This is a genomic window from Nonomuraea sp. NPDC049625 (genome assembly GCF_040675285.1).
Lineage (GTDB): Bacteria > Actinomycetota > Actinomycetes > Streptosporangiales > Streptosporangiaceae > Nonomuraea > Nonomuraea angiospora_A.
On the sequence record NZ_JBFAOQ010000006.1, the window covers coordinates 365,284 to 388,992 of the forward strand.

Sequence of the window (23,709 nt, forward strand, 5' to 3'; positions counted from 1 at the left end):
GGCGTCACCGGGGCGCCAGCTCGGCCAGCACCGAGCCGTCCAGGTCGAAGCCGCCCACATGCGCCAGGTAGGTCCCCTGTGCCAGCGGGTCGCCGAGGTAGACGCCGCCCGCCTGGCGCACCAGCAGCGCCCCCGCGGCCACGTCCCAGGGGTGGGCGCGGGTGCCGTAGGCGGCGTCCGACCAGCCGGCGGCGACGTGCGCGAGCTTGAGCGCGGCGCTGCCCGGCTTGCGCACGGCCGAGAAGGACTCCAGGAACCGGCCGTAGCGGCGCAGCGCCTCCTCGCCGTCCGCCTCCAGGTCCGCGGGCGTCGGATAGCTCGACAGCAGCATCGCCTCCCGGTCTCTCGTGGCTCCGGCGCTCCTCAACGGCGTGCCGTTGCACCAGGCCCCCTCGGTGGAGGCGCCGAACTCGTCCTCGCGTACGGGGTCGTACACGACGCCGGCGACCAGCTCGCCGCGCGCGGCGACGGCGATCGACACGCAGAAGAACGGCAGCCCGGCGGCGAAGTTGGCGGTGCCGTCGATGGGATCGATGTACCAGACGAGGTCGCCGGAGCCGGTCGTGCCGCCCTCCTCGCCGACGATCACGCTCTCGGGCACCCGGGCGGCGATGACCGCGCGGATCGTCTCCTCGGCGGCGCGGTCGTGCTCGGTCACCGGGTCGTGGAAGTCGCGTTTGGTGGACACCTCGGGCCGGGACCTGAAGGCCTTGCGCAGCCGGGGCCCGACGGCTCTGGCCGCCTCGGTGGCGATGTCCAGCAGGTACGTCACGTCCATCTTCACTCCCGAAGCAGGGGAAAAGGGCATCATGACCCTCTATGCCCATTTCGCCCGGCCCGGTTGTTTGTCAGGACATTCTGACCTGCGTTAAGCTGATCAGCATGACCGCGAATCTCGCCATCGACCTGGACCGATCCAGTCCCGTGCCGCTCTACTTCCAGGTGGCCGAGCAGATCGCCGAGGCCATCCGGCGAGGGGACCTGGCGCCCGGCTCCCGGCTGGACAACGAGATCCTGCTGGCCGACAAGCTGGGCCTGTCTCGGCCCACGATCCGCCAGGCCATCCAGTATCTCGTGGACAAGGGCCTGCTGGTGCGCAAGCGCGGCGTCGGCACCCAGGTCGTCCACGGGCAGGTCAAGCGCTCGGTGGAGCTGACAAGCCTCTACGACGACCTGCGCAGGGCGGGCCAGGAGCCGGCCACGCAGGTGCTGGCGCTGGAGCCGCGCCCGGTCGAGGAGGAGGTCGCCCAGATCCTGGGCGTGGAGGCGGGCGCGGAGATCCTCTATCTCGAGCGCCTGAGGTTCGCGGCCGGGGAGCCCCTGGCGGTGCTGCACAACTGGCTGCCGCTCGGCCTGGCCCAGCTCACCGCCGCCGACTTGGAGAGCCGCGGCCTGTACGAGCTGCTGCGCGCCGCGGGCGTGCGGATGCGGGTCGCCAACCAGCGGATCGGCGCGCGGGCCGCCACCCAGGCCGAGGCCAGGCTCCTGGACGAGCGCCGCGGCGCGCCGCTGCTGACCATGATCCGCACCACGTACGACGACCAGGGCCGGGCCGTCGAGCACGGCTCACACGTCTACCGGGCCTCGCACTACTCCCTCGAGGTCACTCTCATCGAGCGCTGAGGCGGCCCGCCGCTTCAGGTAGAGCGTGGTGCAGATCCCGAACACCACGGCCACCACGAGCCCCACCCACGAAAAGCCCTTCAGCCACTTCTCGGCGACGAGCCCGAGATAGAAGATCACCGTGGTGGTGCCGCCCGCCCACACGATCCCGCCGAGCACGTTGGCGACGGCGAACTTCCAGTACGGCATGCGCAGCGCCCCCGCCAGCGGCCCGGCCAGGATGCGCAGCAGCGCGATGAAGCGCCCGACGAAGACCGCCCACACCCCGAAGCGCTGGAAATACCCCTCGGCCTTGGCGATGTGCCGGGGCCCGAAGTGCTTCGGGAAGCGCCGCCCGAGCCGCTCGAACAGGGGCGCGCCGCCCCTGCGCCCGATCGCGTAGCCCGCGGAATCCCCCAGGATGGCCCCGGCGCTCGCGCACGCACCGACCCAGAAGGGGTGCACCACGCCCTTGGAGGCCAGGATCGAGGCGCTGACCAGGACGATCTCGCCGGGCAGCGGGATGCCGAGGCTCTCGAACCCGATCACCAGCGCGACCATGGCGTAAAGCCAGCCGGCCGGGATCGCCTGCAACCATTCGTCGATATGCACGCGCGCAACCCTAGCGCCGTCACATCACCACAAGACCCGCGATCGAGACCTTCCTTCCGCACCGGACGGTCAGCGTTCGCTGTCCAGCATGGACATCTGCGCCTCGGCGTACCGCGAGCCGGCGGCGGCGCCCTCGGGGACCGCCGCCTCGACGGCCGCCAGATCCTCGGCGGTCAGGCTCACGTCCAGGGCGCCCAGGGCCTCGGCCAGCCGCTCGCGCCGCCGCGCCCCGACGAGCGGGACGATCTCCTGGCCCTGGGCCAGCACCCAGGCGATGGCCAGCTGCGCGACCGTGGCCCCCTTGGCCTCGGCGAGGCTCCGCAGCGCCTCCACCAGCGTGAGGTTGTGCGCCAGGTTGTCGCCGGAGAAGCGCGGGCTGGCCGCGCGGAAGTCGCCGGCGACCACCTCGCGGTCCTTGGACCAGTGGCCGCTGAGCAGCCCCCTGGACAGCACCCCGTACGCGGTCACGCCGACGCCCAGCTCGCGGCAGGCCGGCAGGATGTCCCGCTCGATGCCCCTGGACAGCAGCGAGTATTCGAGCTGCACGTCGGCGATCGGGTGGACGGCGTGGGCCCGCCGGATGGTCTCGGCCCCGGCCTCCGACAGCCCGACGTGCCGCACGCGCCCCTTGGCGACCTCCTCGGCGATGGCGCCGACGGTCTCCTCGATCGGCACGGCCGGGTCGACCCGCGCGATCCGGTAGACGTCCACGTGGTCGGTGCCGAGCCGGCGCAGGGTGTAGGCGAGCGAGCTCTTGACGGCCGCGGGCCGGCCGTCGAAGCCGAGCCAGTTGCCCTCGTAGTCGCGCTGCGCCCCGAACTTCACGCTGATCCGCACGTCGTCGCGCGAGCGGCCGTCGAGCGCCTGGCGGATGAGGAGCTCGTTGTGGCCCATGCCGTAGAAGTCGCCGGTGTCGAGCAGCGTGATGCCGGCGTCGAGGGCGGCGTGGATGGTGGCGATGGACTCGGACGTGTCGGCCGGCCCGTAGAAGTCGGACATTCCCATGCAGCCCAGCCCGAGGTCGGACACGACAGGTCCGCCGGTTCCCAGAGTTCTCATACGGCCAGTATGCCCATTGGACTGACAGATTTCAATTTTTGTCAGCCCACCCCGAACCGCTCGGCATCGGCCCGGGAGGCCACACGGACGAAGGTGAGGTGGGCGTTGGCGGGATCGGCGGCGGCCCGCCGGTAGCGCTCCCGGTAGACGGCGTGCTTCGTCCAGGCCCACCGGATGATCGACTCGTCCTTGTCGAGGAGGAAGCGGAAGGATTCCCTGTTGCCGTTCCACAGCTCGGCGCCGGTGGCCATCCGGCGCAGCGTCCTGACCAGGAGCTGGCGCATGACCGCCGGCCTGGGCAGGTCGATCCAGACCACGGTGTCGGCCCGCGACCACACCAGGTCGCGTACGGCGGAGTAGTTGCCGTCGACCACCCACCCGTCGCCCGCCGTGAACGCGTCGACCTCGGCCCGGAACTCCTCCGGCGGGCGCGGCGTCCACCCCGCCATGTGGAAGACGGAGTCGAGCTCCAGCCACGGCACCCCCAGCCGCCCGGCCAGCGCGGCCGCCAGCGTCGACTTCCCCGACCCGGAGTTCCCCACCACGGACACGCGTCTCACCCGGCACAATCTACTGCCGGGCGGGGCCGGCCGAAGGAGCCGCGCTCCACGTGCAGCACGTTCACGTGGGAGTGACCGCAGCGCTTCGACGGGCTCGTCACATGCTGAGGTCCCCCGTCTCCATGTAGATCTCGTCGACCACCTCCACCTGGGCGTGGAAACCGTGCTCCCCGGTACGGGAGACGCCCAGGTCGAAGTCCCCCTCCGCCGTGTCGCCCACCACGAGCCGCCGCCGGGGCGTGTCCGCCCGGCCGAACGTCACCGGCACCGGACGCTCGAAGTCCGCGGGCGGCTCTCCGGTGACGCCGGGCTCGTGGCGCACGGTCCCCGGGACGAGGCGGACGGCGAGGACCTGGTCGAAGTCGGGGCGGGCGGTGATCTCGTGCGCGAGGTGCAGCCCGCCCGCCCGGCCGAAGCACAGGTAGCTCAGCGGCGCCTCGTCGTCGTGACGCGCCGCCGGGTCGAGCCGCCGGAAGAAGAGGACGCGCTTGATGCGCGCCGTGACGTCCTCGGCGATCGGGGTGCCGCCGCGCTCGAAGTGCCCGCGGAAGACGGTGCCCCGCACCGAGGTCCGCACCGGCCCGCCGTCGGGGTCGAGCTCCAGGATGTCGAACGGGTCCGGCACGAACGTGCGCAGGTCGTCGACCTTGCGCACCGCCTCGCGCACGTCGTCGCGGAAGCCGACCTCCATGAGCACCTGGAAGCGGTGCGCCGGGACGTGGAACATCGGCAGATGCGAGAAATAGAGCGGGTCGTCGCCGAAGAGCAGCATTCCGTGGACGTCGAACGTCTCGGGCTGGGCCCGGTCATGGGCCCGGTCGTGGCCCTGGTCGTGGCCCTGGTCGTGGTGCGCGTGCATGGTCGCCTCCGGTTTTCCGCTGGGCACCCAGTACAGCCCCGGCGGCGCGATGAACGCCTGAGTACGGGCTACTCAATCGCCCCCGTGTAATCGGCGATCAAGTGGCGTGCAATCCGTCCCGCGTACAACTCGGGAGACGCCTGCGGCGGGCGAGGAGAGGGCGGGGAGAGCGATGGGCACGGGGCTGTGGATGTCGATGGTGATCACAGGGGTGGCGATCCTGGTCCTGGCGTGCGTCGCGCTGCCGTTCCTGATCGCCTCCTGGACCGGCCGGCAGCTCCTGGCCACCGGCATCGCCGCGCAGGCGGTGATCGAGTCGATGGCCGACACCGGCGTGACGATCAACGGGCAGCCGCTCGTCAGCTTCGTCCTGGGCGTGCGGACGCAGGACGGGCAGGTGCACCGGGTCACGCACCGGCAGTCGCTGCCGCGCCTGCCCATGGGCATGGTCGTGCCCGGCGCGGTGGTGCCGGTCAAGGTGGACCCGCAGCGGCGTGACCGGGTGCGCATCGACTGGGCGTCCTGGCGCCCCGCCCCGTACGGCGCATAGGAGCCGAGCGCCAGACCGACCCGTCCGGTGGTTTCCGGACGGGTTACGTTCTTTTTTCCATCCGGTCCTAACCCTTGGCAACTTACCTCCCAGACACCTAAGGTTCAGTGCAATGCCACACATTACTGGGAAGGTTCATGACGTCCAAGCAGGTCAGGCCCCTGGCCGGCGCCGTACGCACCATCGCAGGAGCAGTTCGGCCGCTGTCCGGAGCACGTATCACCGGCGGACTGCTGCATGACTGGCAGCGCCGCAACCGCAGGGCCACAATCCCCCACACCGTCGAGCAGCTCCGCGCGGCGGGCAACGTCGCCAACCTGAGCCGCCTCCTGGAGGACGACCCCGCCCCCTACCGGGGCCGGTACCCGTTCCTCGACACCGACCTGTACAAGACCCTCGAAGGTCTGGCGTACGAGCTCGGCGACGGAGACGCCTCGGCCAGGGAGTTCTTCGACGAGGTGGTCGGCCTGCTGGAGCGGGTCCAGGCGGGCGACGGCTACCTCAACTCCTTCTTCCAGTCCCCCTCTTCGGAAAAGAAGCCGTGGGAGGACCTGGCCTGGGGACACGAGCTGTACAACCTGGGCCACCTCATCCAGGCGGCCGTCGCCGCGAACCGGCGGATGGGCGACGACCGGCTGCTGCGCGTGGCCACGCGCTTCGCCGACCTGGCAGTGGAGCGATTCAACGAGACGGGCGTCTGCGGCCACCCCGAGGTGGAGATGGCGCTGGTCGAGCTCTACAGGGAGACGGGCGAGCGCCGCTACCTGACGCTGGCGGCGGCGTTCGTCGACCGCCGCGGCACCGGGCAGATGGAGCACCGCATCTTCCCCGGCGAGTACTTCCAGGACCACGTGCCCCTCCGCGAGCTCCCGTCGGTGACCGGCCACGCGGTGCGCATGGCCTACCTGGCGGCGGGCGCGGCCGACGTCTTCCTGGAGACCGGCGACCGGTCGCTGTTCGAGGCGCTGGAGCGGCTCTGGGACGACATGGTGGCGACCAAGCTGTACGTCACAGGCGGCCTGGGCAGCCGCCACTCCGACGAGGCGATCGGCGACCGGTACGAGCTGCCGTCCGAGCGCGCCTACAGCGAGACCTGCGCGGCCATCGGCGTCATGCAGTGGGCGTGGCGGATGTTCCTGGCCGGCGGCGACGCGAAGTACCTCGACGTGTTCGAGCGCGTGCTCTACAACGCCTACGCCGTGGGCCTGTCGGCCGACGGCACGGCGTTCTTCTACGACAACCCGCTGCAGCGCCGCCCCGACCACGCGCAGCGCAGCGGCGCGGAGGCGGGCGGCGAGGCGCTGCGCCGCGCCTGGTTCACCTGCCCGTGCTGCCCGCCCAACATCGTGCGGTGGATGGCCCAGCTCGCCGACTACGTGGCGGCCGAGCGGGACGGCGCCGTGCTGATCACCGCCTACACGCAGGCCACGATCCGGACGGCCGAGCTGGAGCTGGCGATGGAGACGGCCTACCCGTGGGACGGCGACGTGCGCATCGCCGTCGAGCGGGCGCCGGCCGGGCCGTACGGGCTGGTGCTGCGCGTCCCCGGCTGGGCCCGGAACGTGACCGTCACCGTCAACGGCGAGCCCTGCGACGCGCCGGAGTCCGGCGGCTGGGTCACCCTGCACCGCGCGTGGTCGCCGGGCGACGAGGTGCGCCTCACCCTGCCCATGCCGGTCCGGGCGCACGGCTCGCACCCCTACCTGGACGCCACCCGGGGCGCGGTCAGCCTGGCCCGGGGGCCGCTCGTGTACTGCGTCGAGCAGCACGACAGCCCGCAGGCCCCCGTCGACGACCTGCTCGTCGGCGCCCACGACGTTGTTAACGCGCACACCGAGCGCCGCGACGCGGCCGTCGTGCTGCGCGTGGAGGCGGACGCGGCTCCCCCGCCCACCGCCGAGCTCTACCCCGAGCTCCCTCTGCACGAGGCGCTCCCGGAGACGAGGGTCGCGGCGACCTTCGTCCCCTACTTCCTGTGGGGCAACCGCGGCCCCCAAGCCATGCGGGTCTGGGTCAGGACCCCCTGGACCAACGGAAAGAAGGCATCATGATGAGGAGATCGGCGGCGCTCGCGAGCGTCACCATGACCACCGTGCTGGCGCTCAGCGCCTGTGGCGGGGGCGGCGGCGCGGCGGCCCCCGGCGCGGGCCCGGGCACGGGCGCCTCGGGCGGGCCCGGCGCGCCGGCCGCGACGGGCGGCACCGTGCACATCCTGAACAAGGCGGACTTCTCCCATCTGGACCCGGTGCGCGGCTTCGACGGTGGAGTGAACAACTTCTACCGGCTCATCTACCGGGGGCTGACGATGTTCGGCGCGGGTCCGGGCGCCGAGGGCACGAAGATCGTGCCCGACCTGGCCACCGACACCGGCACACCGTCGGACGGCGGCAAGACGTGGACGTTCAAGCTCAAGGACAACCTGTTCTTCGAGGACGGCTCGCCGATCAACAGCGAGTCCGTGAAGTTCGGCTTCTCGCGCACGTTCGACCCGGAGGCCGGGATCGGCTCCCCGTACGGGAAGCTGCTGCTGGACGCGCCCAAGGACTACAAGGGACCGTACCTGGACGGCGACCTGAAGACGATCGAGACGCCCGACGACAAGACGGTCGTCTTCCACCTGAAGAAGCCCTACGCCGACTTCCCGAGCGCACTGGCGCTGGCCAACTTCACCCCCTTCCCCAAGGGCACGGGGGCGGGCGCGGCCTTCGACACCAAGCCGATCGCGAGCGGGCCGTACAAGGTGGCGAGCTACCAGCGCGGCGTGTCGCTGAAGCTGGAGCGCAACCCGCAGTGGAAGCGTGAGACCGACACCGTCCGGGCGGCCAAGCCGGACGCGTTCGAGTGGACGTTCGGCCTCGACGCGGCCACCATCGACGAGCGCATGCTGGCCGAGCAGGGCACCGACACCGACGCCATCGGCCCGTCGATCCAGGCGGCGACCGTGGCGCGGGTTCAGGCGCCCCAGATCAAGCAGCGCACGCTGGCCGGGCTCAACGGCTGCACCACGTACATGGGCCTGAACACCACCAAGAAGCCCCTGAACGACGTGCGCGTGCGCCAGGCGATCAACCTGGCGATCAACAAGGACACCGTGGTCGCGGGCATGGGCGGCGGCGCCCTGGCCGCCAAGGGCACCTCGATCCAGCCGCCCACGGTCGCGGGCCGGGTCGACTACGACCCGTACCCGTACAACCCCGAGGAGGCCAAGAAGCTGCTGGCCGAGGCCGGCCAGGCGAACGGGTTCACGCTGACGCTCGACACCCGGCCGGACCCGAAGATGGCCGCGGTGGCGGTGGCGATCCAGGACGCGCTCAAGCAGGTGAAGATCGACGTCAAGATCAACAACATCGACACCTCGACGTACTACGAGGTCATCGGCACGCCGGCGCAGCAGCACGACGCCGCCGTCACCGGCTGGTGCCCCGACTGGGCCTCCGGCGCGACGTTCCTGCCCCCGCTGTTCGACGGCCGCAACATCACCGACAAGGGCAACGCCAACCTCGCGCAGATCAACGACAAGGGCATCAACCAGCGGATCGACGAGATCGCCGCGATGACGGACGTGCAGGCGGCCAACGCGGCCTACGGCGAGCTGGACAAGCAGATCATGAAGGAGGCGCCGATCGTCCCGCTGGCCTACGAGAAGCTCATCCTCCTGGTCGGCTCGAACATCGCGGGCGCCTACCAGTCCAACTCCTTCTCCGGCGGCATCGACCTGATCTCCGTCGGCCTGGCGAAGCCGACGAAGTAAATGGCCGTCGTCGCTTACTCCCCGAGCACGTCGAGGGCACGGGTCACGAGCGCGCTGCTGCGCGACAGGGGCGCGGTGCTGAGCACCGCGTTCCTGTCGCTGATCGTGCTGATGGCGATCGGCGCGCCGCTGATCAGCGCGATCACCGGCCACGGCCCGAACGACTTCGACACCGCCGCCGTCAACACCGACCTGGGCGGGGTGCCGCGCGGGTCGCTCGGCGGCATCAGCGCCGAGCACCTGCTCGGCGTCGAGCCGCAGAACGGCCGCGACATCCTGGCCCGCATCGCCTACGGCGCGCGCGTCTCGCTGCTGATCGCGGTCTCCGCCACGGCGCTGACGACCCTGCTGGGCGTGGTGCTGGGCATGCTGGCCGGGTTCTACCAGGGCTGGGTGGACCAGGTGATCTGCCGGGTCATGGACTTCCTCATGGCCTTCCCCGCGCTCATCTTCATGATCGCGATCCTGTCGTCGCTGCCGCAGGGGAACCGGCCGGTGCTGCTGGTCCTGGTGATCAGCGTGTTCGGCTGGCCGTACCTGGCGCGGGTGGTGCGCGGGCAGACGATGACGCTGGTGAACAGGGAGTTCGTGGAGGCCGCCCGGGCGTCGGGCGCCTCCACGGGCGCGCTGGTGTTCAAGGAGATCCTGCCCAACCTGCGCAGCTCGCTGATCGTGATGACCACCCTGTCCGTGCCCGGCTACGTCGGCACCGAGGCGGGGCTGTCGTTCCTGGGTGTCGGCGTCACGCCGCCGACGCCGTCGTGGGGGCAGATGATCTCGAGCTCGGTCGCCTGGTACTCCGTCGATCCCATGTACTTCGCGATCCCCGGCGGGTTCCTGTTCCTCACCGTGCTGTCGCTGACGGTGCTCGGGGACCGGCTGCGGGCCGCTTTCGACGCCGGGGAGGCCTCATGATGGCGCGTTACATCGCCGGGCGGCTCGCCGGGGTGGTGCTGATCCTCTTCCTGGTGTGCCTGTTCACGTTCATCATCTTCTTCACGCTCCAGCCCGACCCGGCGGTGATGATCTGCGGCAAGACGTGCACGCAGGAGCGCATCGACCAGATCCACGCCGTGCTGGGGCTGGACGAGCCGCTGCTGAAGCAGTTCTTCGGCTTCCTCATCGGCATCTTCGCCGGGCGCGACTACGGCCAGGGCGCGAACCTGGTGCACTGCGGCGCCCCGTGCCTGGGCTACAGCTTCCAGACCGGCCAGTCCGTGTGGGACATGGTGGTCGAGCGGCTGCCGGTCAGCGCCACCGTCGCGATCGGGGCCGCGGTGCTGTGGCTGCTCATCGGGATCGCGGCGGGCCTGCTCAGCGCGGTCAAGGAGGGCACCTGGTGGGACCGCACGGCGATGGGGCTGGCGCTGGGCGGCTCCAGCGTCCCCAACTACGTGCTGGCGCTGGCGCTGCAGTACGTGCTGGTGGTGCAGCTGCAGGTGCTGCCGTTCCCGCGGGCCGTGGCCTTCGCCGACGATCCGGTGGTGTGGTTCCAGTCGTACCTGATGCCGTGGATCGTGCTGGCCACCGGCTACGCCTGCCTCTACAGCCGGCTCACCCGGGCGAACGTGATCGACACCCTCGCCGAGAACTTCATGCGCACGGCCCGGTCCAAGGGCCTGAGCCCGGCGCTGACCATGCGCAGGCACGCCCTGCGCCCGGCGTTGACGCCCATCGCCACGATCTTCGGCATGGACTTCGCCGCGCTGCTGGGCGGCGCGCTGATCACCGAGACGGTGTTCGGGCTGAACGGGGTCGGCAAGATGGCCGCCGACTCCATCACCAAGAACGACCAGCCGGTGATCATGGCCGTGACGCTGCTGGCGGCGTTCTTCGTGGTGATCGGGAACGTGGTGATCGACCTCGTCTACACGAGGCTGGACCCGAGAGTGAGGATCACGGCGAAATGAGCGACCTGCTTGTCGTGGAGGACCTCACCGTCACCTTCCCCACCACGCGCGGCCCGGTGGACGTGGTCAAGGGAGTGTCCTTCACGGTCGGACGGGACGAGACCGTCGGCATCGTCGGCGAGTCCGGATCCGGCAAGTCCATGACCAGCCTGGCGGTCATGGGACTGCTGCCCAAGGGCGCCAGGACCAGCGGCAGCATCCGGCTGGACGGCACGGAGCTCCTCGGCCGCCCGGACCGGGAACTGCGGCGGCTGCGCGGCGACCAGATGTCGATGATCTTCCAGGATCCGCTGTCGTCCCTGAACCCGTACTACACGGTCGGCCTGCAGATCGAGGAGATGTACCGCGCCCACCGCGGCGGCTCGCGCGCGGCGGCGCGGAAGGTCGCGATCGAGGCGCTGCGGCAGGTGGACCTGCCGGAACCGGAGCGGCGGGTGGACTACTACCCGCACCAGTTCTCCGGCGGGCAGCGGCAGCGCGTCATGATCGCGATGGCCCTGGTGTGCTCGCCGGCGCTGCTGATCGCCGACGAGCCGACCACGGCCCTGGACGTGACCGTGCAGGCGCAGATCCTGAAGCTGCTGGCCGGGCTGCGGCAGGAGCGCGGCATGGGCATGGTGTTCATCACGCACGACCTGGCCGTGATCAGCTCGATCGCGACCCGCGTGCTGGTGATGCGGCAGGGCGAGCAGGTCGAGTACGGCACGGCCGAGCAGGTCTTCGCCGAGCCGCGCCACGAGTACACCCGGATGCTGCTGGAGAGCATCCCGCGTATCGACGATCCAGTAGACGGCGAGGTGAAGGCATGACGCTGCTGCGGGCCAAGGACCTGACCAAGCGGTTCGTCTCGCGCGGCCCGCTGGGCGCCAAGGCCGAGTTCACGGCGGTCGACCAGGTCAGCTTCGAGGTGCGGCTCGGCGAGACGCTGGCCGTGGTCGGCGAGTCCGGCAGCGGCAAGTCGACGACCGCCCGCATGATCGCCAAGCTGATGGACCCGAGCGAGGGCACGCTGGAGTTCGACGGCGAGGACGTCACCCACGCCAAGGGGGCCGCGCTGGCCCGCTTCCGCGCCAACGTCCAGGTCGTCTTCCAGGACCCGTTCTCCTCGCTCAACCCCCGCCACACGGTGGAGCGGATCCTGATGGCGCCGCTGGACTACCAGGGCATCGCGCCCGACGGCGGGCGGCGGGCGCACGCCAAGGAGCTGATGGAGCGGGTCGGCCTGAACCCCGACCACTCGCTGCGCTACCCCGCGCAGTTCTCCGGCGGGCAGGCGCAGCGCATCGGCATCGCCCGCGCGCTGGCCGTCAACCCCAAGCTCGTGATCTGCGACGAGGCCGTCTCGGCGCTGGACGTGTCGGTGCAGGCGCAGGTGATCGAGCTGCTGCGGCGGCTGCAGCGCGAGAGCGGCTTCAGCTACGTGTTCATCGCCCATGATCTGGCCGTCGTCCGGCAGATCGCGCAGCGGGTCGCGGTGATGAGCAAGGGGCAGATCGTCGAACTGGGGGACGCCGAACAGGTCTTCGGCGAGCCCCGGCATGATTACACGCGTACGCTGCTGGCGGCCATCCCGCGCATCAACCCGGAGTGGGACCGCCGCAGGAGGGAGAAGCTGTGATCACCGCGACCTACACGATCCCGGGGATGCGGGTACGCGACCACGTCGTGGAGGTGCCGCTCGACTGGTCGGACCCGGAGGCCACGATCAGGGTCTTCGCCAGGGAGCTCGTGGACCCCACCCGGGACGGCCACGACCTGCCGTGCCTGCTCTACCTGCAGGGCGGGCCCGGCGGCAAGGGGCCGCGTCCGGTCGGCACGTCGGGCTGGCTCGGCCAGGCGCTGGAGAAGTACCGGGTGATCCTGCTCGACCAGCGGGGCACGGGCCGCAGCTCGCGGATCGACGGGCGGGTGATGAGCGCGCTCGACCCGCAGGAGGGCGCCGACTACCTGGCCCGCTTCCGCGCGGACTCGATCGTGGCCGACGCCGAGCACCTGCGCAAGACCGTCTTCGGCGGACGGCGCTGGTCGACGCTCGGGCAGAGCTACGGCGGCTTCCTGACGCTGACGTACCTGTCGCAGGCGCCCGAGGGGCTGAGCGCCTGCTACGTGGCGGGCGGGCTGCCCTCCGTGGACCCCGACGCGTCGGAGGTCTACCGGCGCACCTATCCCCGGGTCGCGGCCAAGAACGCCGAGTTCTACCGCCGCTACCCGCACCACGCCGAGACGGTGGCCCGGCTGGCCGACCGGCTGGCCTACGGCGACGTGCTGCTGCCCGACGGCGACACGCTCACCGTGCGGCGGCTGCAGTCGCTGGGGATCGACTTCGGCATGAAGCCGGGGTACGAGCGCATGCACTGGCTGCTGGACGAAGCCCTGCTGGAAGGAGGGGAACTGCCGGAGACGTTCCTGCACCAGGTGCTGGCCCGCTCCTCCTACGCCGACAACCCACTGTTCGCCGCGCTGCAGGAGAGCATCTACGGCTCCGGTCCCGGCGCGACCGCCTGGGCGGCGCAGCGCGAGCGCGCCAACCACCCCGCCTTCGCCGAGGACGCCCGGCCGCTGCTGTTCACCGGCGAGATGATCTACCCGTGGATGTTCGCGGAGATCCGCGCGCTGCGCCCCTTCCGCGCCGCCGTCGACCTGCTCGCCGAGCGGGCCGAGTGGCCGGCGCTGTACGACCTGGACCGCCTGGCGGCCAACGACGTGCCGGTGGCCGCGGCCGTCTACTTCGACGACATGTACGTCGACTCGGGGCTGCAACTGGACACCGCCTCCAGGGTGGGCAACACGCAGGCCTGGGTCACCAACGAGTACGAGCACGACGGCATCGGCGAGGAGCGCGTCTTCGCCCGCCTGACCGGACTGGTGCGCGACATAGGAGGAGGAATCACCAGTGAGTGACGGCAAACCCCCCAAGCTGACAGAGGTCCCCGCGTTCCGCGAGTTCATCGCCCAGGGCTGGGACGCCCCCGCCCGTACCCCCGACCTCGTGCCCGGGGCGGCCGAGGCGGCAGCCGCGCACCGCGAGCGCCTGGCCGCCGCGCTGCCCGGCAGGACCGTGGTGGTGAAGGCGGGCCGGGCTCCGGTACGCAGCAACGACACCGCCTACGACTTCCGCGTGGACAGCGACTTCTACTGGCTCACCGGCTGCGCCGTGGAGAACGCCGTCGCCGTGATCGCGGACGGCGCCGCCACCCTCTACCTGCCGCCGCCCGCCCGCCCCGGCGACATCGGCTTCTTCGCCGACGCGGCGTACGGGGAGCTGTGGGTGGGCCCGTCCCCGTCCCTCGCCGAGTGGTCGGCGGCGCTCGGGGTCGCGGTGCGGCCGCTGTCGGAGTTCACGGACGCGTCCGAACCGGTGGAGGAACTCCCCCGGGTGCTGGCCGAACTGCGCATGATCAAGGACGAGTGGGAGATCGGCCAGCTGCGCGAATCCGTGGACCGCACGGTCGAGGGCTTCGCGGCCGTGCTGGCCGAGGTCCCGGCGGCGATCGAGGGAGCGGGCGAGCGGTGGCTGCAGGGCACGTTCGACCGCTACGCCAGGGCGTACGGCAACGGCCCCGGCTACGCCACCATCGTCGGCAGCGGCCCGCACGCCCCCACCCTGCACTGGGTGCGCTGCGACGGGCCCGTCCTGCCGGACCAGCTGCTGCTGCTCGACATGGGCGTGGAGGTCCGCAGCCACTACACCGCCGACGTCACCCGCACCTTCCCCGCCTCCGGCGCCTTCTCCCCCGCCCAGCGGCAGGTGCACGACCTGGTGGAGAAGGCGCACCGGGCGGGCCTGGCGGCGGTCGGCCCCGGCCGGCGCTTCACCGACTTCCACCACGCGGCGATGGAGGTCATCGCGCGCGGGCTGGACGACTGGGGACTGCTGCCGGTCTCGGTGGACGAGGCCCTGTCGGACACCGGCCAGCACCACCGCCGCTACCTGATCTGCGGCATCGGCCACCACCTGGGCCTGGACGTGCACGACTGTGCCCAGTCCCGCCCGGAGGCCTACCACGGGGCCGCCATGGCGCCGGGGATGGTGCTCACCGTCGAGCCCGGCCTGTACTTCCACGCCCACGACCTCACGGTCCCGCCGGAGCTGCGCGGGGTGGGGGTGCGGATCGAGGACGACCTGCTGGTGACGCCGTCCGGCGTGGACATCCTGTCGGACGCCCTGCCCATCGACGCCTCTGGCCTGGAACGCTGGGCCAAGGAGTCCACGGCCTGACCCCCGCGGGTTCTCCCGGCACCACCCCACACGGCACCGGAAGAACCCGCCCCCGCCCCGGGGACGGGCCGCCGGGTCAGGGTGAGCCGGTGTAGCGGGCCTGGCGGGCGGTGGCGGTGAGGGCCGCCGCCCGGGCCGCCTCCGTCGGCGTGAACGGCAGCGCGGGACGCCGGATCAGCAGCGCCCGGTCCGGGTTGACCGAGATCACCATCGTGGTGTTGAGCTCGGCCCCCTCGTCCACCGTGTCCCCCGGCCGCCGCCACTCCACCTCCGGCACCCGCAGCAGCTCCGCCATCGCCTCGGGCAGCCGATCCGGGTCCGCGCTCACCCGCTGAGCCAGCACCAGAGCCTGGACACCGGGATCGGTGAGGTCCTTGACCTGCGCGGGCACGATCACGACGTCATGCCCGCCCGCCTCCGTCAGCGCCCCGGAAAGCGCCTCCAGCGCCAGCCCCGGCGGCGCCTCGATGACGAACTCGTCCAGCGCGTCACACCCCGCGGGCGTGATCGCGCTGCTCCCGGTCGGCGCGATGTGCAGCGCCAGGATGTTGCAGCCCAGCCGCCCGAACGCCCCCGCCACCGCGGCGAGCCGCCCCGGCCGCTCCACCACCCGCATGCGGATGCGCCACAGCACCATGGCCGCCCCCGCACCCTCCCCCACGGGCAGCGCGGGGACCTTGCGTACGGGGCGGTGGCCCATCCGCTTGTGGACCGCCGCCCCCACGATCAACGCCGCCCCCAGCCCGACCATCACCACCGGACCCGGTTCGCGGTGGCCGAGCAGGGTCGCGAGCAGGTGCGCCAGGCCGACCGCGAGGAACAGCGCGGCCAGCTCGACGATCTCTCGCCGCCAGGAGCGCCGATTACCGTTCAACACCTTCGGTGCATCGCTCATGCACCCCAGTGTCCGCGGGACGTGTTTCCTGATCACGAACGGCGCGGTTGCGGCGGCATTAAACCGCCCTAACCGCATGGGCCGTTCATGACAGGCCCCTTACACCCGCTCGACCTCGAAGACCAGCGCCGACTCGGCCCGCAGCACGGGAGCGGGCAGCCCCAGCTCGCCCAGGACCGCGCCGCTCAGCCGCACCGGACCCGAGGTCCACTCCGGCAGCCCGGCCGCGCGGGGCCTGGGGCCCGCGACCCGCACCTCGTACGTCGCCGCCGGGTCGAGCCCGGGCAGCCGCAGCGGCGCGGGCCCGATCGCGACCCTGGAGGTGAGCTGGACGAACGCGAACACCCCGCGCTCCGGCAGCACCGCCCCGTGCAGCAGCGCCGACGGGTCCGGGTGGTCGGCCCGCACCACCCGCCCGGCGTGCAGCGTCGGCCGCAGCCGCTTGTGCAGGGCGATCCACTCGGCCAGCTCCTCCAGCTCCGCCTGGCTCGCCGAGGTCAGATCCCACTCCACGCCCATGTGCCCGAACAGCGCGGTCGCGGCCCGGAAGGCCAGCGGCAGCGACCGGCCCGTGCTGTGGTCCTGCGGCGCGCCGACGTGGCTGCCCATCCGCTCCGGCGGCACGAGCAGCCCGGTCCAGCGCTGGATCGCCTGCCGGTCGAGCGCGTCGTTGCAGTCGGACGTCCACACCCGGTCGGTACGGGCCAGGACGCCGAAGTCGACGCGGGCGCCGCCCGACGAGCACGACTCGATCTCCAGCTCCGGATGGCGGGCCCGCAGCTCGTCCAGCAGCCGGTACGCCGCCAGCGTCTGCGCGTGCACCCCGGGCACCCCGTCGTGCACCGGCTCGGCGATGTCGCGGTTGTGGTCCCACTTGATGTAGTCGAGCGCGTACTCGCTCACCAGGCTGTCCAGCCGCTCCAGCAGGTAGTCGTACGCCTCGGGCCTGGCCAGGTCGAGCACCTGCTGGTTGCGCTGCGGCGGCGGCACGCGCTCGGCCTGCCCGAGGATCCAGTCGGGGTGCGCGCGCAGCAGGTCGGAGTCCGGGTTGACCATCTCCGGCTCGAACCACAGCCCGAACTGCATGCCGAGCTTGCGCACGTGCTCGGCGAGGGGGTTCAGGCCGTCCGGCCAGACGCCCTCGTCGACGTACCAGTCGCCGAGCCCGGCCCGGTCGTGGCGGCGGTGGCGGAACCAGCCGTCGTCGAGCACGAACCGCTCGATCCCCGCCGCCGCGGCCTTGTCGGCCAGCTCCAGCAGCCGGTCGAGGCCGTGGTCGAAGTAGGTGGCCTCCCAGTTGTTCAGCGTGACCGGGCGGACCCCCAGCGGGCGGGCGGCGCGCAGGTGGTCGTGCAGCCGCGTGCTCGCCGCGTCCAGCCCGCCGCCCGACCAGGTGAAGTACACCAGCGGCGTGCGGTAGCTCTCCCCCTCGGCCAGCACGATCTCGCCGGGCTCCAGCAGCTCGCCCGCCGCCACCAGCGCCGGGCCCTCGGCCAGCCGCTCGGCATAGTGGAGGTGGTTGCCGCTCCAGCCCGCGTGTACCCCCCACACCTCGCCGCCCCGGAACCCGAACCCCGCGGTCCCGGCCACCAGCAGCCCCGTGCCGTCGTGCCCGGTCCGGCCGCGCCGGTTCTCCCGGGACCACACGCCGTACCCGAACGCCGTGCGCTGCGGCACCTTCTCCAGCGCCCACCGCCCGGTGAAGTCCAGCAGCTCGCCGGCGCGCGCCGGCACCGGCAGCGCGCAGACCAGCCCCTCCAGCCGGTACGGCGCGGCGGCGGTGTTCGTCAGCGTGTGCCGCATCGTCACCAGGCCGCCGGCGTCCATGGCCAGCTCGCTGAGCAGCTCCAGGCCCGCGCGGGCGTCGGAGGCCGCGACGGTGACCGTGCCGCCCCGACCGGGCGTCGCGTCCGCGTCGAGCCGGTCCAGCGTCCAGCGCACCGGCCAGTGTTCGCCGTCCCGGCCGCCCGACAGGCCCGGCCTGCCGTACCAGCTGTCTCCCTGGGCGGGCAGCAGCGGCGGCGCGGCGGTGAGGGAGGCCAGCGCGGGCGTCAGGTCGGCGCCGGTCGCGGACCCGAGGTCGGCGCCGAAGTGGCGCACGCGCGGCAGGCCGGGGCCCGAGGCGTCCAGCACCAGGGCGGCCCCCGCGGCGGAGAGGATGAGGGGTGACAAGTCAGGCTCCTCGTTCAGCTCGGCGTTACGACGCGAACCTACATGAACAGCACACTTGCCTCGATCATGGGGCGGCCCCTCCGGGGCGGGAGCCGGAGGGGCCGCGAGGGGGTGAGCGTCAGACGGAGATCCGCCCGGCGCCGGCGCCCGCGGTGACGACGGACTTGACGTTGGAGGCGGTGTCGAGCGAGTAGGAGTAGGGGATCGAGCCGACATTGCCGCCACTCTGGCCGCTGCCGGAGTTGACGAAGTGGTTGTTGCGCGCGACCAGCGTGCCGGGGCCGGAGTCACCCTCGCCCAGGTGGAACGGGTCCTGGGTGTTCTCGAAGTAGTTGCCCTCGACGAGCACGCCGGCGCCCTCGGTGGAGGCCACGCCGTAGCTGCCGACGCTGCCGTAGTAGTTGTTGTAGACGTGCACCGGGTTGCCGAACCGCACGCGCGGGTGGCGCTGGTTGGTGCCGTCGAACCAGTTGTGGTGGTACGTCACGCGCAGGTGACCGCGGTCCTCGCCGCCGTTGTCGTCGCTGTGGCCGAGCAGCATGGTCTTGTCGTGGTTGGAGAACTTGTTCCACGAGACGGTGACGTAGTCGCTGGCCCGCTTGATGTCGATGGCGCCGTCGTAGCCGTGGCTCAACGAGTTGTGGTCGAGCCAGACCCGGGTCGAGTACTGGACGTTGATCGCGTCGTCGCCCCAGTCCCGGAAGGTGAGGTTGCGGACGATCACGTTCGAGGCCTGGGAGATGTTGAACCCGCAGCCCGCGATCGTCGCGCCCGAGTTGCCGAGCACGGTCTTGTTGGAGACCACCTTCAGCATGCCCGAGCAGGAGATCGTGCCCGACACCCGGATCACCGAGGCGCCGCTCGCCGACAGCGCGCTGGTCAGGGCCGAGGCGCTGCTGACGGTGACCGGCGAGGCGTTGCCGCCGCCCGTCGTGCCGCCGCCCTGCGTGGCCCAGCCGACCAGCCCGTTCGCGTTGCCCGGAGGCGTGGTCGGCGGTGGGTCTGTGGGCGGGTTGGTCGGGTTGCTGCCGGCGGGGACGAGCCGCCACTGCTTGGTGGCCACGGAGTCGCAGGAGTTCTGCTGCACCAGGGCGCCGGAGGAGGTCGCGTTGTCCTTGGTGTTGAGGCACTTGCCGCCGTTGGCGTTGACGATCCTGACGGTGGCGCCCGACTCGGGCAGCGTCCACGTCTGCGACGAGGCGCCGGAGCAGCTCTCCTGCTGCACGGCCTTGCCCGCGGAGGTGCTGGCGTCCTGCACGCCCGCGCACTTGCCGCTGTGGGCGGCCTTGAGGGTGTAGCCGCTGCCGCTCGCGGTCAGGTTCCAGGTCTGAGCGGCGCTGCCGCAGCCGCTCTGGGTGAGCTGGACCCCGTCTGAGGTGCTGGATCCCGGCACGGTGAGGCACAGGCCGCTGCCGTTGTTCACCACCGTGTACGCCCCCGGCGCGGGGGCCGCGGCGGCCGCAGTGGTCGTCGCAGCGGCCACCGCGACGACTGCCGTGCCCGTCAGGCCGATGACGCCCGCGATGACCGCCGCTGTTCTGCCGTTGATTCTCTGTCGCACGATTCAGCTCCTTGCTGGCCCGGCAGGCCGCTCACGGCCTGCGACGTGTCCCCCCAGCGAGAATCCGTTCACATATGTGGCTGCCATACGTGTGACCGAACACGCCACAACATAGGTAAGCGCTTTCCCGCTGTCAATGAGAGCTGAAACTTTCATCACAGCCGGGATTCCACGCTGTGCGGAACCGTACTGACCTGCGGATATCCGCCGTGGAGCGGGACGTCAGGCGGGCTCGGGCGTGCTGCCGAGCACGACGCGCAGGTCCGCCTGCGTGGGCGGCTTCGTCCAGGTGAGCCCCGGCCCGCCGGCGGCGATCAGGCGCGGCGCGACCTCGCGCAGCAGCTCCCCGGCCGCGGCCTCGGGCTGCTTCTCCCGGGCCTCCCGGTACAGCTCGAGCACCCTGGCCAGGTCGAGCATCATCGTGTTGGCCTCACGCACGGTGACCTGCAACGCTCCAATGGCCGGCTCGGCCGACCAGGGGCACTCGCCGGACACGGCCTCGCGCACCGCCTCGGCGAAGGCGGCCCGGTCCATGCCGTCCACCTCGCCGTCCAGCCAGTCCTCGCGCAGGTGCAGCACGCCCGGCCGCTCCACCGCCCCGAGGTGCGCGATCAGGGCCACGACCGTGCCCTGCGGATCGTGCAGCGCGGCGTCCCCCCTGACCGCGAAGGCGTCGGCGAGCAGGTGCAGCGAGATCAGCCGGGGCGGCTCGTACGTCGTGAGCACCCCCCGCCGGCCACTCACCCGCAGCGGGTAGGCCCGCAGGCCCTCCATGAACGCGGGCTCGACCTCCGCCGGGATCCCGAGGTCCATGTCCGCCTCGACCGTGGTGGAGGCGGCACCGGCGGCACGGCCGGCCGGGTCACGGCGGAACCACCAGACCATCGCCCCCACGACAATGGCGGCCAGCGCCACGACTGCGATCCACACGATGTTGTTTGCTTTCCCCTCGTACCTGCCAGCGGTAGCAGCGTAGTGTGCTCCGACCGGATGAATGCACAAATTTCTGCAAATGTGGCTGGCCGCACCCGTGGGTCGTGTATAGCCGGGCGGCTGACAGAATTGGAAAGGTGACAGATGGCATCCTGACACCGGACCAGATCCTCGCCGCGGCCCAGGACGTCCTGCGCCGCTACGGTCCGGCCAAGGCCACGGTCGTCGACGTCGCGCGGGCGCTCGGCGTCAGCCACGGCAGCGTCTACCGGCACTTCCCCAGCAAGACGGCCCTGCGCGAGGCCGTGACCCAGCGCTGGCTCGACCAGTCGCACGCCGAGCTGGCCACCGTGCTGGCCTCCGACGCTCCGGCCGGCGTGCGGCTACGCGAATGGCTGGGCGCGTTGTTCCGCTCCAAGCGCAAGCGGGCGCTCGACGACCCCGAACTGTTCGCCACGTACGTGGCGCTGGTGACCGAGTCCAGCCAGGTCGTCGAGGGGCACGTCGCCGACCTGGTCGGCCAGATCCGGCAGATCGTGGACGCCGGGCTCGAGCGGGGCGAGTTCGCCGCCCCCGACCCCGCCGCCACGGCCCGCGCCGTTTTCGACGCGGCGGTACGCTTCCACAACCCGGCGCACTCCGCCGAATGGAGCCGGCCGGGCATCGAGGATGACTTCACCGCTTTGTGCGATCTCATCCTTCTCGGGCTGGAAGTCCGCTGATGGTGTGATGTTTTTACATCTGGTAACCGGAATTGTTGTCCTGGAGGATTAGTCCTATCCCCCAGCATCTCTGTTCAGCCCTGAACAGACATGTACACTCAGAGCCAACACTGTCGCTCTCAGTGACGCCTTCATGGCAACAAGTGCCCAACGCAAGGGCTGGCCCGCGCAACCGGCAGGAGGTTCCCGGCCCTGACAGAGCGCGGAGCCGATTCATGGAGCCACTACAGCTGACCACCACCCGCTGCAACGGGAGCCTGACCGTCAGCGTGTCCGGCGAGCTCGACATCGCCACCACCGAACAACTCCGCGCCCACCTGCTCGGCCTGCTGCAGGAGGCCGGACGCGCCCCGCACGAGCAGGTCGCGCTGGTCATCGAGATGAGCCGGCTGACCTTCATCGACGCCGCCGGGCTCGGCATCCTCGTCTGCGCCCACAACCACGCCCGGGCCCAGCAGACCCCGCTGCGCCTCACGGGCGTCCCGCCCGCCATCCGGCGGCTGCTGCGCCTCACCGGCCTGGAGGCGCGCCTCACCTGAACACCCGCCACCTGTAGGTTGTCAGGCGTGATTCAGGTTCCCGATCAGATACCCCTGAAGCTGGAGGACGGGTTCGAACGCGTCAGGCGGGAGCTCGACCTGCCGGACGGCTTCCCCCGCGCCGTGCTCGACGAGGCCGCGTGGGTGGCGCGGGTGCCGCGGCTCGACGCCGAAGACCTGTCCGACGTACCGTTCGTCACCATCGACCCGCCCGGCTCGATGGACCTCGACCAGGCCGTGCACCTGGAGCGGCTGCGCGCCGGCTACCGCGTCTGGTACGCGATCGCCGACGTCGGCGCGTTCGTCCGGCCGGGCGGCCTCATCGACACCGAGGCCCGCACCAGGGGCGAGACCGTCTACCTTCCCGCGGGCAAGGTGCCGCTGCACCCCAAGGTCCTGTCGGAGGACGCGGCCAGCCTGCTGCCCGGCGCGCTGCGGCCGGCCGCGGTCTGGCGCATCGACCTCGACGCCGACGGCCGCATGGTCGGCGCCGACGTGCAGCGCGCGCTCGTCCGCAGCCGCGAGCGCCTCGACTACGCCTACGTGCAGGCGGCCGTCGACACCGGCACCGCCGACGGCGTCCTGGGGCTGCTGGCCGAGATCGGCCGCCTGCGGCTGGCCCTCGAACGCGAGCGCGGCGGCGTCACCCTGCCCACCCCCGAGCAGGAGGTGGTCTCCGACGGCGACGGCGCCTACCGGCTGGAATTCCGGCTGCCACTGCCCGCCGAGGCGTGGAACGCGCAGATCTCCCTGCTGACCGGCATGGCCGCGGCCTCGATGATGCTCGACGCCGAGATCGGCATCCTGCGCGTACTGCCCCGGCCGCACGCCGACGACCTGGCGAAGGTCCGCAGGGTCGCCCAGGCGCTGGACGTCCCCTGGCCCGACGGGGCCGCCTACGGCGCCGTGGTGCACGACCTGGACCCCAAGAACCCGCAGCAGGCGGCGTTCCTGCACGAGTCGAAGGTGCTGCTGCGCGGCGCGGGCTACGTGGCCTTCGACGGCGCGCCGCCCGCGCTGGCCGAGCACGCGGCGGTGGCGGCGCCGTACGCGCACGTCACGGCTCCTCTGCGGCGCCTGGTCGACCGGTACGCGACGGAGGTGTGCCTGGCGGTCGCGGCGGGCGTGCCGGTGCCGTTCGACGTCCGGGCGGGGCTGGCGGCCCTGCCCGCCGTCATGGGCTCGACCGGGCGGCGCGCCGGGGCGGTGGAGCGGGCGTGCGTGGACCTGGTGGAGGCGTTCCTGCTGCGGGAACGGATCGGGCAGGCGTTCGACGCGGTCGTGATCGACGTGGACGAGCGCCGCGGGGGCGGGCAGGTGCAGCTCGCCGACCCGGCCGTGATCGCCCGCTGCGACGGCCCGCTCCCCCTCGGCGAGCAGGTCACGGTACGCCTCACGCAGGCGGACCCGGCGACCCGCGAGGTCCGCTTCACCCTGGCGACGTGAACCTCGGGCGCCCCGCGGGGCCGCGCACGGCATGTTCCGCGCGCGGCCCCGCCTCGGGCGTCACTTCTTCAGCAGGCTCCACCCCGCGCCCACACCCATGAGGTGGAGCGCGACGCAGAGCAGCCCGGCGGTGCCGAGCGTGGCGACCGTGACTACGCTGCCGACCGCGAGGCCGGCGATCTCGAAGACGAGGGCGAGCACGAACAGCAGTGCGGCGACAAGGGCGAACATGTGGTGGCTACCTCCGAACGGGGCCGGCCGGACGCCACGCAGCCGAGGGGGCCTCGGCGAGTGCGTCCGAGGATGTCTCTGACATGGG

At 71.8% G+C, this 23,709-nt stretch carries 23 protein-coding genes; 13 read left to right on the forward strand and 10 right to left on the reverse strand.

The features are described 5' to 3' along the window. Positions 1-4: 4 nt before the first annotated feature. The gene (locus AB0J87_RS27635) at positions 5-778 is read right to left on the reverse strand and encodes an inositol monophosphatase family protein (RefSeq protein ID WP_363969669.1); all 774 of its coding nucleotides are present in this window, start codon (positions 776-778) and stop codon (positions 5-7) included. Between the two features lie 104 nt (positions 779-882). Here AB0J87_RS27635 and AB0J87_RS27640 point away from each other — a divergent pair, with 104 nt between their 5' ends. Beyond that, positions 883-1,623 carry a GntR family transcriptional regulator gene (locus tag AB0J87_RS27640; RefSeq protein WP_192785521.1) on the forward strand — a complete coding sequence of 247 codons (741 nt, stop codon included), beginning with the start codon at positions 883-885 and terminating at the stop codon, positions 1,621-1,623. Here AB0J87_RS27640 and AB0J87_RS27645 read toward each other — a convergent pair. The 4 genes from AB0J87_RS27645 to AB0J87_RS27660 form a co-directional block, all read right to left on the reverse strand. Beyond that, positions 1,567-2,214: a DedA family protein gene (locus AB0J87_RS27645; RefSeq protein ID WP_350731945.1), complete on the reverse strand. Its 648-nt coding sequence runs from the start codon at positions 2,212-2,214 to the stop codon at positions 1,567-1,569. The two genes, AB0J87_RS27640 and AB0J87_RS27645, sit on opposite strands and share 57 nt — an antisense overlap. A 69-nt stretch (positions 2,215-2,283) precedes the next feature. Then, positions 2,284-3,273, reverse strand: a complete 990-nt coding sequence (locus tag AB0J87_RS27650; RefSeq protein WP_363969672.1) for an aldo/keto reductase — start codon at positions 3,271-3,273, stop codon at positions 2,284-2,286. A gap of 41 nt (positions 3,274-3,314) precedes the next feature. Further along, positions 3,315-3,833, reverse strand: coding sequence for a hypothetical protein (locus AB0J87_RS27655; RefSeq protein ID WP_363969674.1), 519 nt, complete (start codon positions 3,831-3,833; stop codon positions 3,315-3,317). A 97-nt stretch (positions 3,834-3,930) separates the two neighbouring features. Continuing rightward, positions 3,931-4,692, reverse strand: a complete 762-nt coding sequence (locus AB0J87_RS27660; RefSeq protein WP_363969676.1) for a hypothetical protein — start codon at positions 4,690-4,692, stop codon at positions 3,931-3,933. Positions 4,693-4,864: 172 nt separating this feature from the next. On the opposite strand from AB0J87_RS27660, the gene AB0J87_RS27665 reads away from it, so the two are divergent. The 9 genes from AB0J87_RS27665 to AB0J87_RS27705 all read left to right on the forward strand — a co-directional run bounded on the left by AB0J87_RS27665 (position 4,865) and on the right by AB0J87_RS27705 (position 15,122). After that, positions 4,865-5,242, forward strand: coding sequence for a DUF3592 domain-containing protein (locus tag AB0J87_RS27665; RefSeq protein WP_363969678.1), 378 nt, complete (start codon positions 4,865-4,867; stop codon positions 5,240-5,242). 137 nt (positions 5,243-5,379) lie between these two features. Continuing rightward, positions 5,380-7,293, forward strand: coding sequence for a beta-L-arabinofuranosidase domain-containing protein (locus AB0J87_RS27670; RefSeq protein ID WP_363969680.1), 1,914 nt, complete (start codon positions 5,380-5,382; stop codon positions 7,291-7,293). After that, a complete protein-coding gene (locus tag AB0J87_RS27675) occupies positions 7,290-8,993 on the forward strand; it encodes an ABC transporter substrate-binding protein (protein WP_363969682.1) in 1,704 nt (567 codons plus the stop codon). The genes AB0J87_RS27670 and AB0J87_RS27675 overlap by 4 nt, the downstream gene beginning before the upstream one ends. Beyond that, entirely contained in the window at positions 8,994-9,908 is a 915-nt protein-coding gene (locus tag AB0J87_RS27680) for an ABC transporter permease (protein ID WP_363969684.1), read from the forward strand. Continuing rightward, positions 9,905-10,903 carry an ABC transporter permease gene (locus AB0J87_RS27685; RefSeq protein ID WP_363969686.1) on the forward strand — a complete coding sequence of 333 codons (999 nt, stop codon included), beginning with the start codon at positions 9,905-9,907 and terminating at the stop codon, positions 10,901-10,903. Before AB0J87_RS27680 ends, AB0J87_RS27685 begins: the two co-directional genes overlap by 4 nt. Then, positions 10,900-11,712 carry an ABC transporter ATP-binding protein gene (locus tag AB0J87_RS27690; protein ID WP_363969688.1) on the forward strand — a complete coding sequence of 271 codons (813 nt, stop codon included), beginning with the start codon at positions 10,900-10,902 and terminating at the stop codon, positions 11,710-11,712. Before AB0J87_RS27685 ends, AB0J87_RS27690 begins: the two co-directional genes overlap by 4 nt. Then, complete coding sequence (locus AB0J87_RS27695; RefSeq protein WP_350731928.1) at positions 11,709-12,521, forward strand: ATP-binding cassette domain-containing protein; 813 nt, start codon at positions 11,709-11,711, stop codon at positions 12,519-12,521. Before AB0J87_RS27690 ends, AB0J87_RS27695 begins: the two co-directional genes overlap by 4 nt. Then, complete coding sequence (locus tag AB0J87_RS27700) at positions 12,518-13,804, forward strand: alpha/beta fold hydrolase (RefSeq protein WP_350731927.1); 1,287 nt, start codon at positions 12,518-12,520, stop codon at positions 13,802-13,804. The genes AB0J87_RS27695 and AB0J87_RS27700 overlap by 4 nt, the downstream gene beginning before the upstream one ends. Then, positions 13,797-15,122: an aminopeptidase P family protein gene (locus tag AB0J87_RS27705; protein WP_363969691.1), complete on the forward strand. Its 1,326-nt coding sequence runs from the start codon at positions 13,797-13,799 to the stop codon at positions 15,120-15,122. Before AB0J87_RS27700 ends, AB0J87_RS27705 begins: the two co-directional genes overlap by 8 nt. Before the next feature lie 76 nt (positions 15,123-15,198). On the opposite strand, the gene AB0J87_RS27710 is transcribed toward AB0J87_RS27705, so the two are convergent. The 4 genes from AB0J87_RS27710 to AB0J87_RS27725 all read right to left on the reverse strand — a co-directional run bounded on the left by AB0J87_RS27710 (position 15,199) and on the right by AB0J87_RS27725 (position 20,680). After that, complete coding sequence (locus AB0J87_RS27710; RefSeq protein ID WP_363969693.1) at positions 15,199-16,017, reverse strand: ACT domain-containing protein; 819 nt, start codon at positions 16,015-16,017, stop codon at positions 15,199-15,201. A gap of 99 nt (positions 16,018-16,116) precedes the next feature. Beyond that, positions 16,117-18,189 carry an alpha-galactosidase gene (locus AB0J87_RS27715; RefSeq protein WP_363969695.1) on the reverse strand — a complete coding sequence of 691 codons (2,073 nt, stop codon included), beginning with the start codon at positions 18,187-18,189 and terminating at the stop codon, positions 16,117-16,119. Positions 18,190-18,307: 118 nt separating this feature from the next. Further along, positions 18,308-19,750 (reverse strand): RICIN domain-containing protein, encoded by a 1,443-nt coding sequence (locus AB0J87_RS27720; protein ID WP_363969697.1) that lies wholly within the window; start codon positions 19,748-19,750, stop codon positions 18,308-18,310. 222 nt (positions 19,751-19,972) lie between these two features. Further along, positions 19,973-20,680, reverse strand: coding sequence for a hypothetical protein (locus tag AB0J87_RS27725; protein ID WP_363969699.1), 708 nt, complete (start codon positions 20,678-20,680; stop codon positions 19,973-19,975). Between the two features lie 140 nt (positions 20,681-20,820). Here AB0J87_RS27725 and AB0J87_RS27730 point away from each other — a divergent pair, with 140 nt between their 5' ends. The 3 genes from AB0J87_RS27730 to AB0J87_RS27740 all read left to right on the forward strand — a co-directional run bounded on the left by AB0J87_RS27730 (position 20,821) and on the right by AB0J87_RS27740 (position 23,390). Then, complete coding sequence (locus AB0J87_RS27730) at positions 20,821-21,405, forward strand: TetR family transcriptional regulator (RefSeq protein ID WP_363969701.1); 585 nt, start codon at positions 20,821-20,823, stop codon at positions 21,403-21,405. Positions 21,406-21,620: 215 nt separating this feature from the next. Beyond that, on the forward strand, positions 21,621-21,944 hold the full coding sequence (locus AB0J87_RS27735) for an STAS domain-containing protein (RefSeq protein WP_363969703.1): 324 nt from the start codon (positions 21,621-21,623) through the stop codon (positions 21,942-21,944). Positions 21,945-21,971: 27 nt separating this feature from the next. Beyond that, positions 21,972-23,390 carry an RNB domain-containing ribonuclease gene (locus AB0J87_RS27740; protein WP_363969705.1) on the forward strand — a complete coding sequence of 473 codons (1,419 nt, stop codon included), beginning with the start codon at positions 21,972-21,974 and terminating at the stop codon, positions 23,388-23,390. Positions 23,391-23,450: 60 nt separating this feature from the next. On the opposite strand, the gene AB0J87_RS27745 is transcribed toward AB0J87_RS27740, so the two are convergent. Further along, a complete protein-coding gene (locus AB0J87_RS27745; RefSeq protein WP_350731913.1) occupies positions 23,451-23,621 on the reverse strand; it encodes a hypothetical protein in 171 nt (56 codons plus the stop codon). Between the last annotated feature and the right edge of the window lie 88 nt (positions 23,622-23,709).